Source organism: Paraliobacillus sediminis, assembly GCF_003426055.1.
In genome coordinates this window covers 132,938-147,465 of the sequence record NZ_QJSI01000003.1, presented here as the reverse complement: position 1 = coordinate 147,465, position 14,528 = coordinate 132,938, and the positions used below count along the sequence as shown (strand labels likewise).

Annotated in this window: 12 protein-coding genes; 2 read left to right on the top strand and 10 right to left on the bottom strand. The window is 36.2% G+C overall.

Going from position 1 to position 14,528, the window contains the following annotated elements; translation table 11 throughout:
- Position 1: 1 nt before the first annotated feature.
- From D2K60_RS13380 to dhaK, 9 genes are all read right to left on the bottom strand, one after another.
- Positions 2-2,212, bottom strand: coding sequence for an alpha-galactosidase (locus D2K60_RS13380; protein ID WP_117169926.1), 2,211 nt, complete (start codon positions 2,210-2,212; stop codon positions 2-4).
- 65 nt (positions 2,213-2,277) lie between these two features.
- A complete protein-coding gene (locus D2K60_RS13375) occupies positions 2,278-3,105 on the bottom strand; it encodes a carbohydrate ABC transporter permease (protein WP_117169927.1) in 828 nt (275 codons plus the stop codon).
- Positions 3,102-3,974, bottom strand: coding sequence for a carbohydrate ABC transporter permease (locus D2K60_RS13370; RefSeq protein ID WP_117169928.1), 873 nt, complete (start codon positions 3,972-3,974; stop codon positions 3,102-3,104). Before D2K60_RS13370 ends, D2K60_RS13375 begins: the two co-directional genes overlap by 4 nt.
- 87 nt (positions 3,975-4,061) lie before the next feature.
- Complete coding sequence (locus D2K60_RS13365) at positions 4,062-5,378, bottom strand: ABC transporter substrate-binding protein (RefSeq protein ID WP_117169929.1); 1,317 nt, start codon at positions 5,376-5,378, stop codon at positions 4,062-4,064.
- 176 nt (positions 5,379-5,554) lie between these two features.
- Positions 5,555-7,336, bottom strand: a complete 1,782-nt coding sequence (locus D2K60_RS13360; RefSeq protein ID WP_117169930.1) for a sensor histidine kinase — start codon at positions 7,334-7,336, stop codon at positions 5,555-5,557.
- Entirely contained in the window at positions 7,333-8,874 is a 1,542-nt protein-coding gene (locus D2K60_RS13355; RefSeq protein WP_117169931.1) for a response regulator transcription factor, read from the bottom strand. Before D2K60_RS13355 ends, D2K60_RS13360 begins: the two co-directional genes overlap by 4 nt.
- Positions 8,875-9,657: 783 nt before the next feature.
- Entirely contained in the window at positions 9,658-10,032 is a 375-nt protein-coding gene (dhaM, locus tag D2K60_RS13350) for a dihydroxyacetone kinase phosphoryl donor subunit DhaM (RefSeq protein WP_117169932.1), read from the bottom strand.
- Positions 10,022-10,615: a dihydroxyacetone kinase subunit DhaL gene (dhaL, locus tag D2K60_RS13345; protein WP_117169933.1), complete on the bottom strand. Its 594-nt coding sequence runs from the start codon at positions 10,613-10,615 to the stop codon at positions 10,022-10,024. The genes dhaM and dhaL overlap by 11 nt, the downstream gene beginning before the upstream one ends.
- Before the next feature lie 18 nt (positions 10,616-10,633).
- Positions 10,634-11,623: a dihydroxyacetone kinase subunit DhaK gene (gene dhaK, locus D2K60_RS13340; RefSeq protein WP_117169934.1), complete on the bottom strand. Its 990-nt coding sequence runs from the start codon at positions 11,621-11,623 to the stop codon at positions 10,634-10,636.
- Between the two features lie 195 nt (positions 11,624-11,818).
- Between dhaK and dhaS the strand changes: the two genes are divergently transcribed.
- Both dhaS and dhaQ read left to right on the top strand, forming a co-directional pair.
- Entirely contained in the window at positions 11,819-12,406 is a 588-nt protein-coding gene (gene dhaS / locus D2K60_RS13335; RefSeq protein WP_117169935.1) for a dihydroxyacetone kinase transcriptional activator DhaS, read from the top strand.
- A complete protein-coding gene (gene dhaQ, locus D2K60_RS13330) occupies positions 12,403-13,398 on the top strand; it encodes a DhaKLM operon coactivator DhaQ (RefSeq protein WP_117169936.1) in 996 nt (331 codons plus the stop codon). Before dhaS ends, dhaQ begins: the two co-directional genes overlap by 4 nt.
- Positions 13,399-13,456: 58 nt before the next feature.
- Here the strand turns inward: dhaQ and D2K60_RS13325 are convergent, their stop codons facing one another.
- On the bottom strand, positions 13,457-14,425 hold the full coding sequence (locus tag D2K60_RS13325; RefSeq protein WP_117169937.1) for a sugar phosphate isomerase/epimerase family protein: 969 nt from the start codon (positions 14,423-14,425) through the stop codon (positions 13,457-13,459).
- Positions 14,426-14,528: the final 103 nt, after the last annotated feature.

Genomic DNA, 14,528 nt, shown 5'->3' with positions numbered 1-14,528 from the left:
ACTATACGCGTGTTAATTTAAATAGTTCAGAAGTAAAATCACCATGTTCACCAGTCGTACGATAGCGGTCAATTTCAATTCCTGCTTGTAACAATTGATCACCATAGAAATAGCCGTCGATTCCATCAATCTGATACCGTTGTTCTGGGTCTAGTCCTGTCAATCGAATGCGTCTTCCTACTGGATTTGGACGTGATAAAATTTGATAATAGCCGACAAGTGCTTCTTGTTTATCTTCTGAGACAACCATCCAACTCGCATTATTCTGATCGCCTTCAAATGGACTTAGTAACCTATAAAAACGGCCTGTCTGGATTAACTTACGGTTTTCCTGATAAAAGCGGACCTGTTCTGAAACCTTTTCCTTATCGGCGTCAGACATGGTTGTTACATCTAACTCATAACCAAACATGCCAAAATAAGCAACAGCAGCACGCATATCCATACTAGTTATTCGATTCACTTGATGATTCGGTACCGCAGATACATGAGCACCCATCGATGAAATCGGATAAACCATTGAGGTACCATACTGAATCATCAAGCGCTCGACGGCATCTGTATTATCACTCGTCCAAGCTTGTGGCGCATAATAAAGCATGCCAGGATCAAATCGACATCCACCACTTGAACACGATTCAAATAATATAGTAGGAAATGCTGTGATTAAACGTTCGTATAATTGATATACCCCTAGAATATAGCGATGTGGTAACTCTTGTTGACGTTCAGGTGGTAAAGTTACCGAACCTATTTCTGTCATGTATCGGTTCATATCCCATTTCACATATGAAATCGGTGCATCTTTTAAGACCGCAGCCATCACTTCGAAAATATGATCTACAACCTCTTCTCTTGAGAAATCTAGCACATATTGATTACGCCCTTGCGAACGATCGCGGTCAGCTACATGGATGATCCAATCTGGATGTTCTATATAGAGTTGACTAATTGGTGAAACCATCTCGGGTTCGAACCACAAACCGAAGTCAAGACCCAAATCACGAATTTCGTTTGCTAAATGCGCGATACCATTTGGTAATTTATCACGATCAACAAACCAATCACCTAATGATGTCGTATCATCATTGCGTTTTCCAAACCAACCATCATCAAGCACAAATAACTCAACACCTAGTTGCTTTGCTTCTTTTGCCATTTCTAAAATTTTGGTTTCGTTAAAATCGAAATACGTTCCTTCCCAGTTATTTATCAAAACTGGACGCTCTTGATCTCGCCACTTCCCTCGTGCAAGGCGATTTTGATAGAGTTGATGATAAATTTGACTCATACCATTCAACCCTTTATCAGAATAAACCATCACGACTTCTGGTGTTTGAAATGAACCGCCAGCTTCTAATAACCAATTAAAATCAAATGGATTAATCCCCATCATGACACGTGTGACATCATAATGATCAACTTCAACCTGGGCCAGAAAATTACCACTATAAACTAAACTCATGCCATAGACTTCACCTACATTCTCTGTCGTTTCTGGACGTTTTAATGCAATAAACGGATTTTGTTGGGCACTACTTGTTCCCCTCGTACTTGCAATACTTTGTAATCCAGCTTGAAGGGGACGTTTTTTCACGTGACGTTCACGTGCCCATGAACCAGATAAATGGACCATTTCATATTCACTATCATTTAAATCAAAACTTGCACTAAGCGCACGTAAAAGATTCGCATCGGCTGAACCGCGATTAACAAAACGTGCTGATCTCGTAAGCGCATGATACGTTTCAAAAATGGTATACGATAAAATCAGCTCTGTTTCAATCACACGATCATATAACGTAATTTCTAACGTCGTTGCTTCATCTTCTGATTCCACATATGTAGCAGGTAACCCCTCCAATCCGCGTTTCCCTTTATAAATCTTATTATTGACGTATTCAAAGTTGGTAATCCGACTACCATCTTCCTGTAAAATTTGATGTGCAGGTTCACGAAAATCTGTCGTTCCATAAGCCGGATATTCTTGCTTGATCAAATCAAGTGACAAAGGCTCACTTGTATCATTGATGTAAGACGTATTATTTCTTTGAATGGCATGAAATAAATGCGTAAAGTCGTCCTGATGGTTAAGGTGTTTACCGAAATACACATGGCTTAATTGATTATTTTCAAGCACTTTTAGAATATAACTAACTTTACTTGACTGAAGATGGAATTCTTTTGTTTTTTCATTAAATAAAATAGGCATAATAAACCTCCAACTCTATTAATTTTACGCAAAAAGCAAGCCTGAATTTGCTTTTTGCGTGCTAACTATCCTTTAACAGATCCCATCATACCGGCTACAAAGTGCTTTTGCATAAAGAAGAACACAATAGCTGTAGGTAGCGTTGCAATCGTAATTGCCGACATGATCATACCGTAATCAGGTGAATAACTTGAACCAAGATTAGAAATTAACAATGGGATCGTTTGATTCCCTGGTGATTGTAAGACTACTAATGGCCATAGGAAGTTATTCCAACTATTCATAAAGGCAATAATAGCAGCCGCTGCATAAGTCGTTTTCATAGTTGGTACGTATATTCGGAAAAAGATTCCAAGTTCACTTAATCCATCAATTCTTCCTGCCTCAATTAAATCTTTTGGAAACATTTTTGTATTTTGTCTAAAGAAGAAGATGAAGAACGCGGTCGTAATTGTTGGTAAAAAGGCTGCCGCTAGTGTATCAATTCCAATTATTGGTGCTGTTTGTGAAATCCGTCCAAATAGACGATACAATGGCACCATTATTGCTGCAAACGGGATCATCATCGAGATCAATAATATATTGAAGACAATATCTTTTCCTTTACTCTTATACATTTCAAAGCCATAGCCTGCTAATGATGCAAGAAGCAATGTCAAAAATGTCGAAGCAACTGCAATAATTGCTGAATTAGTTAGGGCTGTGACAATATCTACTTGTTCAAATAGATTTTTTAAATTTTCAATCAAATGTGTACCTGGAAGCTGTCTACCTTGTGTGACATCAACCGATTTATTTGTCATACTAACAATCATCCAAAAGAATGGATAAATGGAAATGATCGTAGCAATCGACAAAAATGTATAGACCGAAATTCTTTTTATTTTTTTCATTTTTTGTCACCTGCCAATCTAAATTGAAGCGTAGATAAAATTACTACTAGAATAACAATGACATACGCTACAGTCGCAGCATATCCAAAATCAGGTGTGTATTTAAACGATAAATCAAAAATGTATTGCGAAATAGATATAGTAGAATTACCCGGTCCACCACCGGTAATATTAACAACTTCATCAAAGATCTGAAGCGTTCCAATTGTTGATGTAATTGTTGTAAATAAAATGATCGGTTTTAACATCGGTATCGTTATCTTTAAAAATTGTTGTAAAGACGACGCACCATCAATTTTTGCTGCTTCATAAATTGATCTATCAATATTTTGTAAAGCAGATAGGTAGAATATCATATTGTAACCCGTCCAACGCCATGTGATCGCTAATATAATAGTGATCTTTGCCCAAAAGGGGTCAGATAGGAAATTTATCGGATCTGAAACAATCGATAGATTCATTAAAAATTGATTCGCAATTCCATCACCGCTGAACATATATTTAAAAATAACAGAATAGGCAACTAGTGATGTTACTGCTGGTAAAAATATTGCTGTTCTAAAAAAACCTCTAAATTTTAATGTCTGATCATTTAACAAAGAGGAAAACAACAGTGCTAATAGAATCATGACTGGTACTTGAACAATTAAATAGGTAACCGTATTTATTAATGCCGCAATAAAAGTCGGGTCATTAAATAGTCGTTTCCAGTTATCTAATCCTGTAAAGGTTAAGGTTGCCCCCATACCTGATTGAAACGATAAAAATAATGCGTCGATCATTGGGTAAAAATAAAACAGTGCAATGGCAATAACAGATATTATGATAAAGATCCAACCAATATTATTCTTTTTAAAGAGTTGTTTCATACCACTATACTCCCTTCGATTAAAATAAGAACATGAGATACGATCGTCTTGATTACCGAGCGCATCTCACGATCAATTTCTCTATTTTTATCTTAATTGCGTTTCAGCTTGTGATTGTGCATTGTTCAACACTTCTGATAACTCTGCACCATTTAAATAGTTTTGCATTTCGTTGATTAAAATATCATCAATTGCATAGGTGTGCATACCGTAATTGACAGCTGGAATTTCTTCTGTCCACTCCGTAAAATCAGATATAATTGGTTGACCATTAAAGAACTCATCTTCAGATTTAAATGCTTCTCCTTGAAGACCAGGAATATACGTACCAATAGCACCAATTTCTGTTACTAATTCTTCATAAAATGCTTCGTTTGAACCAAATGTATTTGCCATAAATTCAGCCGCTGCTTCTTTACCATCCGTATTCAATACATACCATGAACTACCACCTAAGTTTGAAGCGTTCACACTTCCTTCTACTTCTAAACGTGGTACTGGAACAACTGCCCAATTACCGGCTTGTGATTCTTCTGCTTTTACGCTTGGTGTGATCCAATTTCCTGTAGGTACACTTGCAACATCTCCACTATTAAATGCTCCAACAAACTGACTCCAGTCTGAGTTCATTTTCACAATATTTGCTTCCATCATTTCTTTGTAAATTTCAAATGATTCTGCTAATGCCGCATTATCTGCTAAATTAGGTGTCGAACCATCCTCTTCAAAATACCACGTACCTGCTGTTTGAATCATTGTCCGTATTAAACCAAAATCGTTTGGATCTAATGTAATCATGTCTTTCCCTGTTGCTTCTTTCACTTCTTTACCAATTTCTACATATTCGGACCATGTAATATTTGTTACATCTTCAACAGTGTATCCTGCTTCTTCAAGGTAATCTGTACGTACATAAAAACCAGCTACACCTGAATCAAACGGCAAACCATATTGTTCACCATCAAAGCTTGTTGTTTCTGTTTTATAAGCCGCAAAATCATCTGTATTAATGTAATCCGTTAATGGATAAAAAGCTTCTGGATATGATTGTAAAAAACTTTGTGCGCGATAATCTTCAATTAAAACAATGTTAGGCATTCCTTGCGTCGTTCCTGAGCTTAGCCCTGTGTTTAAACGTTGAATTAAATCATCTTGCGCGTTTTCAATGATCTCTAACTCTATTTCTGTCTCCCCATCATATGCCGCATCTGCAAGTTCTAATGCAGCAATATTGAAGTTAGGATCCCAAGCCCAAACTGATATTTCTTGTGTTCCACCATCCGTCTCTTCAGTTGCTGTATCATCTGTTCCTTCTGTTGACTCATCTGAAGTATCATCTCCACCACAAGCCGCTAAAATCAATACACTAACCAGTGCAAATAAATATAAAAATACCTTTTTCATAAGTAACCCTCCCCTTATTTGTAAGCGTTATCTTACGCTACATTCTTAGTATAACTCGAAAAAAAAAAGATCGTTAGAACGATCTTTAGACATCTGCTTGTAATAATTTACGTAATTAGATTACGCAGCATATTACCAGTTGTACTTTCTTTAGAAATTGGTATTTTTTTTAGTTATTATTCATCAGTGGACTTTGTAATTAAAGGTAATCGTACAACTACTTTGGTTCCGTGTCCGATCGTACTAGAGACTTGTACACCATAACGATCTCCATAAAGCAACAAGATGCGTTCATGTACATTACTCATACCAATACCACTAAACATTTGGCGTTTACCTTTATACACATAAGGGAATTGATCTTTTTTCATGTGCATACCATCCCCATCGTCAACAACTTCACATACTAATGTATCTGCTTCTTTATGAATCATAATTTGGATATAGCCTTCTTTCTTTTTATTAAAGCCATGGAAGAAGGCGTTCTCGATAAACGGTTGTAATACAAGTTTAGGTATGTGATATTGCAACACATCTGGCACGATAAAATAATTCACCTTAATACGCTCACCATAGCGCGCTTGATTAATAAATACATAATACTTCATATTTTCAATCTCTTGCTCAACCGAAACAGTCTGACTCACTTCACCTAATGCACTTTGCAATAAGGAGATGAGCGCATGAATTGTTTCCATCGCTTGTTCAGTTTTTTCTTGCATGACCATGAATTTCACTGTTGTTAATGTATTATAGAGAAAATGCGGATTAATCTGATGTTGCAATGCCCTTAGTTCTGCGTCACGTTGATTTTTCTGTGACTCAACTACAATCTTCACATACTCTTGTAATTCGTCTAAGGTGTAATTAAATGCTCGTGCAATTTTTTTAGCTTCATAGCCACCAGTTTCTTCAATTCGCTTGCTAAAATCATGTTTGGTTTGCTTTGCAATTTGCGTGACTAATCGACTCAGCGACTTAGTAATCCGACGCGATACGATAAATACACCAATTACAGCAAAGAAAACAGTACTAATACTAATCATAATTATTTCACGCGTATTAATTAAACTATTCGTTACCTTTTGTTTATCAATCAGATTGACTAAATACATATCAAAACCTGGTATGTATTCGGATAATACGAGATAATCTCTGCTCTCAAGTGTGATATCCTGACTCTCAATATCTTTATCATCACCCTTTTTTGCATACTCTAATAATTCAAAGTTATCTCGACCAATAATTTCTTCATTATTACTTGAAATCACCTTTCCACTTCGATCAAGTAGTAAAACATCATTACCTTCACTCGTATATCCCTCATAAAAACTTCTAAGTTGTTTTTCACGAATGGAAATGTAGAGTATTCCGTATATACGATCAGATGATAATTCAGATAAAGCTTTGGTTGAAACTAACATCGCCTCTCCATTAAGCAATTCAGGTTCGATAAAATGATAATTAATTCTATCTGGTGTTGCTAATGTATATTTCGTAATCGGATGGTCTTGTAAGAGCGACAATGAAGTTGGCCAATAAGAGTAATTCATATTATACAATTGTTTCTCTGTACCTGTCACAATCATATTAGCGCCCAATGGCTGTAAATTTGAGTAGACCGTATCAAGCTGATTGATAATATCATAATAAGAACCCGCTAACTTGAGTGAATCAAACTCTTCTTCACTTAAAACACGCTTGATCGTCCCATTGTTTTCAATTTGATTGGACGTTGTCACCACTGCATTACTATATGACTCAAACTGTGAACGTATTTGTGTGTTGATTTTTGAATTCGTAATACTAAACGTGTCTAAAAAAAGCTCTGTTGATACACGTATAGAACTAACGGTGATCAACAAGGATACTAATGTAATACTAATGACGGTAACAAAGAATATTTTAATAAATAAGTTATTCTTTTCAATTAACTTGATCCATTTAAGCTTTTTCATTTCAACATATCTTTTCTATAACTACCTGGAGATTTATTGGTCTTTTTCTTAAATACTTTGCAAAAATAACTATGATCGGTGTAACCTATCATTCCACTTATATCAGAAATGGAAATTTGGCTATTTTCCAAAAGTTCTTTTGCCTTTTGAATACGAACTTGTGTCAAATACTCACTAAACCCTAAATTGTGATGTGTACTAAAATAAGCAGACAAATATGACGGATTAAAGTGAAAATGTTTAGCCAATTCTGTTAAACTAATCGATTCAGAATAATGCTCATCAATATATGCGAGTAGAAGACTCATGTTTGTTGTTTGCAATTTACTATCTGCTTTTTTTATAATTGCTTTAATTTCTAACATAAACTGATCAAGTGCAGTTCGGGCCTCTGAAGCGGAATACGCGTTATTTATTTGGTTAAAATAATCGTACTTATCTTTTTCAAAGTCGTTTGTATCATATTTCAAAAGATCCATCACGACCATTACATTAAAAATAATATTTCCTAAAAATGATTTAAATGCCACACTATCTCCTCTGTAGTCGTGCCCTAAATAGTCAATATGTTTATTCAAATAATAAATCGATTCATCAACCTTTTTGTATTTAAATAATTCAATAAAGTAATTCAGATCGAATGGTACTTCAGACTTTACTTCGTCAGGGAGCTCACCATATCGAAGGACACGGTGATCCGTTAAATAAAATAAATACTTGCGCATCATGACCAACTGTTCTTGATAAATAGTTGGTAATTGGTCAACGTGATTAAACTGTTCTGTTATTAGCCAGGTAAACTTACTTGTTAAATGATTACGATCAGTAATCGTTTTGATGAGCAAGTCATACGCATCAATGGATAAATTTATAATAAAAGTACTCGCTCGCTCCGTGCGCTCAAGCAAATGGCAAACTGACTCTTCTAATGATTGCACAATGAATTCAATTTGTTCTAACGGTTTGATTGCTGTTTGCTCGTCTAGATTCGTCACATTTAGTTCAACTAAACAACACATTTCATTTGGTAAAGTTTTTTTCAACAACTCTAACTCACTTGTTGAGGCATATCCTGCTAAAATCTTTTTAAATAAGTCACTTATTGATTTTTGCTGATCGACTGTTTCATCGACATTTACTAGTTGTTTTTCATGTGAACGGTTCGTAACAACGCGCTTTAGTGTCTCAAGCAATATAATTCCGTCAAGCTTCGGTTTTAAAATATAATCAGCTACCCCACTTTGAAACGTACTACGCACATAATCAAAATTATTAAAACTACTTAAAACAATCACATCAATTTGTGGATGTTCCTTTTTTAATTGTTTTATGAACTCTGTTCCGTCCATAACCGGCATGACGATATCGGTAATAATGATATCCGGTTTTGTCTTTTCAATGAGTGCTAATGCTTCAACACCATTGGATGCTTCTCCAACAATGTCAAATCCTTCTTTTTCCCAATTAACATAGTGTAAAATACCCTGTCTAATTAGCATCTCATCATCTACAATAAGTACCTTTATTAATGATCCCATTTTTTTCTCACCATCCCTAATTAGAGTAATGGGTAAACAATTACTTGTTTTTATCTGTTTTTTAAAGAAAGACTCTTTTGGTAACCTTTTATTACTTTTAAAAGCTCGCAATTGATAGAAACTGCGACGTAGATTCCATACCTGCTCCACAATTGAAATGGGCTCGCTAGTTTTGTCTATAAATATGTGAAACGTGTCCTATTGCATACTGAATTGAAACGTCATCAACTATATTAGTAATAGACAGACACATCAGTTTTTAGCGACTAATACCAATTTATGTAATTAATGTTACAACATTTTTGAAATTAGTTTCTCTAATCAGCGAAGGAAGCAAATGGGTGACACTCTAGTGGGAACAGCACAAGCCGAAGATCCACTTGGAAGTGTTCTTTGCTTCCAAGTTAGCTGAGGCTGTGCCCACAGAAAGGGAGCCCATTTGCTTCCTTAGCGGGTAATTTACGTCGTAGTTGATGAAAATTCCGACGTAGCTTCCTTTCTTTCCCTGTCAGCAAATGGTTTCAAAGGGAAGCATAAGCGTTGTCCGACGTGGGTTCTTAATAGCTATGTCACAGAATTTAGTCCATTTAACAATTTTTAAAGAAATATTTGTTATTCATGATATGTTAACTTCAATTCTTTTATCATATTTTCTTATATTGTATACGTTGTCATTATTATTGGCAATAAACAAACTTTTTTTCTTTACACTTATTCTGAACTTATAACAAAAATTAAAGAAGTAGCCGCGGTACGGTTACTTCTTTAATCAAAAACGTGACATCACTTAATCTTTAATGGCAGAAGCTGCGCTTTAATGTTAGCGATACTTGTATCACCTTGAGCAAGTGCCGCCGCTACGTAAGAACCCTCAACCAAAGCAACATCCATTAAATGGACCGTTTTATCCGTCATCTCTATTGCCATTTCAAGCGTCATTTTCGCACTACCTAAGTCATAAAAGGCAAATATCTCATCGGCTTTATTGTTGTTTAATGCTTCAGTGATTTTCTCAAAACTCGAACCAATCTCATTATCATCTGTCCCACCAGCAAACGTAATAGAAATGTTAGGTGCGCTTTCTTGAAGCAAGGTTGCAACACCTGATGCAAGTGACGGTACATGAGAGGCAATCACAATACCATAGTTACAACCCATTTATGATATCCCCTTTCAACAAGCATAAAAAGAAATAACCACTTGATACAGCACCAGGATCAAGATTACCAATTGAACGATCACCAAGATAAGATGCTCTTCCTTTTGTTGCCTTTATTGCTTTCGTCTTATCAACAATTTCTTCAACCGATTCACGCGTTAAAGATTTGGTAGCTAACTGCTCGGCAACAGGGCTCCAAACATCAACCATTGTTTTCTCGCCGACTTCGGCCTTACCACGCTTTTGAATTCCGGTAAGGCCCGCTGATACAACTAATCCAATATCTGTTGTATCTTGACCGGAGGCTTTCGCCATATCAAGTAAAGCTGAACCATATAACGGACCCGACGCACCACCAATTTTACCTAATAACGCCATAGCAGCAACCTTAAAGACCTCTTCAACTGATGAAAAATTTCCTTGATCTAATTTTTCAACCATAGCTGTTACCCCACGCGCCATGTTCGAACCATGATCACCGTCTCCGATCACACTATCCAACTCACTTAAATACCCTTTTTCAGTTTCAATCTTTTCTGCAAAATCTCGTAGCCAGACGATTGTATTTTCGACTGTTAACATATGCGATCCCTCCTCTTCTTACCAATCTGTTGTTTGAACAGGACTATGCCAATAATCAATCCATTTGTCATCAACTATTTTGACTAATGTTAGCGATACACCAGCCATATCAATAGAAGTCATTAGTGAACCAACCTTCTTAAAGGCTACGTCAATCCCTTCTAATTCAAGCAATGTTTTGACATCATTGATAAACACATATTGCTCCATTAACGGCGTCGCGCCTAATCCATTAACTAAGACACCAAATCGTGTACCCTTTTCCCATACAAAAGCTTTTTTTAATTGCGCAATTAATTCTTCTGCAATTGCCTTACTCGCCTTCAACTTTTCTCGTCGATAACCCGGTTCACTGTGAATTCCAACACCGTATTCCATTTCATCAGGTGCCAATGTAAATCCTGGTTTACCTACTTCAGGAACAGTTGCAGCAGAGATGGCAACACCAATCGTTTTTATTTGTTCCACAAGTTGTTCGCCTAGTGCTTTTACTTCATGCAGGGCTAAACCTTTTTCCGCAGCAGCTCCAAGTATCTTATGGACAATTACAGTCCCTGCTACACCGCGTTTTCCTGCAGTATAGGTACTATCCTCTACTGCAATATCATCATCGACAATAAGTTTTTCAACTGTAATACCTTCGATTTCAGCCAATTCGGCTGCCATTTCAAAGTTCATTACATCTCCCGTGTAATTTTTAATAATTAACAAAACACCAGCACCCTGATCAGCAACCTTTATTCCTTCGAACACTTGATCTGGCGTAGGTGAGGTGAAAATTTCACCACAAACTGCTGCCGCTAGCATACCTTTTCCGACAAAGCCCGCATGACTCGGTTCATGACCACTGCCACCACCACTTACGAGGGCTACTTTGCCCCTTTCTTTCACCTTTTTGTATAGTACACTTGTACCGGACAAACGATTGACAACGTCACTATTTGCATACGCAAAACCTTCTAACATCTCCTCTAAGACATTTGATGGTTCATTGATAATTTTTTTCATGCCTATTCCTCCTCTTCTTTTGCAATTGATTCGTTAAATAAAAGATCAATTGCTGTTATTCCTAGTATGAATTGTAAACGCTTTAATTAAAACGGACAATCGAGATAATCTGTCAAAAACCAGAAAAATATTTGGAATCACTACTCGCAAATTTTAGTTATTCAAGCTAAAATAGCAATAGAGGATGATGACATGATGAACAGTTCAATCATTACAAAAAAAATAATTGCAAACGCATTCAAAAGTTTTATGAAAAGTCAGCCTTTTGTGAAAATCTCTGTCAGTGATATTATGAAAGCATGTCAAATGCGCAGACAAACCTTTTACTATCATTTTCAAGATAAATTCGAATTACTTGAATGGATTTATCAACATGAAACAAAAGAAAACATTTCCGACTTTATTAATTATGAAAGATGGGAAAATATTTTTAATCAGTTATTTGATTATTTTTACCAAAATCAGCTTTTTTACAAAAATGCATTAGATGTCACTGAACAAAATTCATTTATTGACTATTTATCTCAACATACACGTACACTTTATTTAAAAACAATTAATGACATTTTGGTACATTCAAACAACACACTAGACACAGATAAAAAAGAAATAATCGCTTCCTTTTACAGTCACGGGTTTGTCGGGCTTATTAAAGAATGGATTGAAAATTCATGTTCTCCAGAACCAGAATATATGGCTAATACCGTCAAAACATCCATTCATGATCAATTAACAAAAGCGATTCAACAATCACAAGTACCTATAGGTGGAGATCAGTCATGAAAAACATAAAAAATCAAACAGAAGATCTTATTAATGAAATGTTGCAAGGCTATTATTATGAACACAATCAAGATATTAGTTATGATAGTAAAAATAAAATTATTTACCAAAAATCAATAGCAAGTCAAGACCAAGTAGCTATCATAAGCGGTGGTGGCAGTGGTCATGAACCGGCACACTTTGGCTATGTTGGTGACGGAATGCTTACCGCAGCGGTTAGTGGCGAACTATTCATTCCACCGACAGTTGATCAAATTGTAGCTGCTATTCGACTGGCCAATAAGCAAATGGGCACATTGCTTATTATCAAGAATTTTAAAGAAGATGTTGATAATTTCTTACAAGCAAAAGAGATCGCACAGGCTGAAGGACACACGCTAGAGCATATTATTGTTGATGATGACGTTTCAATTGAAGATAATCAATCCTATGATAAACGTAAAAGAGGAGTTGCAGGCACTATTTTTGTCCACAAAATAGTTGGTCAAGGAGCTAAAGCGGGATTCACTTTAACTGAATTAAAAGCATTGGGTGAAACGGTCATTCATTCATTACACACATTGGGTGTCGCGCTTACACCAGCTACGTCACCTAATCAATCAACGCCATCGTTTACACTGGCAGATGATGAAGTATACTTCGGAATTGGCATTCATGGTGAACATGGCTATCGTAAAGAACCTTTTACCTCTTCAGAACGTCTAGCAATTGAATTAGTTAATAAACTAAAAAGCATCTATAAATGGCAGCCTGGAGAAACGTTCGCCATACTTGTTAATGGGCTAGGATCGACTCCTCTTTTAGAACAATATGTCTTTACAAACGATATTCGTCGACTGATGCAATTAGAAGAACTTACTATTACATTTGTTAAAGTCGGCTCACACTTAACTTCTTACGACATGAAAGGCATCTCCCTTTCACTATTACGTATTCAAGATCCCAACTGGATTGAGTTGTTAAAAGCGAACACAACCGCACCAAAGTGGTAACTTAATAAAATGTCTGCACAAAAAAAGTCAAAACATAAGCTGTTTTGACTTTTTTGTGTTAGACCCACCACATGTCTGCTGGTGCTTCTTCGATATTGACGCTATTTAAGTTTTTAATCGCTTTTTTGAATCCTTCTTCAATCGACATAATTGGGTCTTCATGTTCAATACTTATCACATGATCATAACCATAAGTTCTTAATGCACTAACGATGTTTGACCACTCGTTCATGCTATGTCCATATCCAACCGAACGAAAGCTCCATGCTCTGGTTTGCACGTCGCTATACCGCTGCATGTCGGTTAAACCATACATATTAACGTTATCTTGATCAATGTACGTATCTTTCGCATGAAAATGGTGAATTGCATTATCTTTACCGAGAATTTTGATTGCTGCGACTGGGTCAATACCTTGCCACCAAAGATGACTTGGATCTAAATTAGCACCAATAGCATCATTTGTCGCTGCTCGTAATTTCAACATCGTATGTGGCGTGTGAACTAAGAACCCTGCATGAAGCTCTAAACCAATTTTCACACCATGTTTTTCAGCAAACGCTCCTTGCTCTTTCCAATATGGTATTAATTTTTCTTCCCATTGCCATGTTAGAACCTCGCTATACTCGTTTGGCCATGGTGTTACAGGCCAGTTTGGATGTTTAGCTCCTTCATGATCTCCTGGTGTACCAGAGAATGTATTAACTACTGGAACACCCATTAAACTTGCTAACTGTACCGTTTTTATAAAAGTTTGATGGGAATCATTTGCAAAACTTGCGTCTGGAGAAAGTGGATTTCCATGACAACTAAAAGCACTTATTGTTAAGCCGTATGCCTCAACTTTATCCAGGTAGGCTTGACGTTTCGCTTCGCTTTCTAGCAACCCATCCAAATCACAATGTGCGTTACCTGGATAACCACCTGTCCCAATCTCTACTGCCTTTACTCCCGCTTCTTTTACGTAACATAACATCTCTTCAAACGATTTATCGGCCAATAATACAGTAAACACACCTAATTTCAAAAGAAATTCCTCCTATCTGAGTCAATTTCATAATTACATTAACAAGTCATATTACATCAACATATAGTCGGAAAGGTTTAATCCGACTATATGTTATATCTTA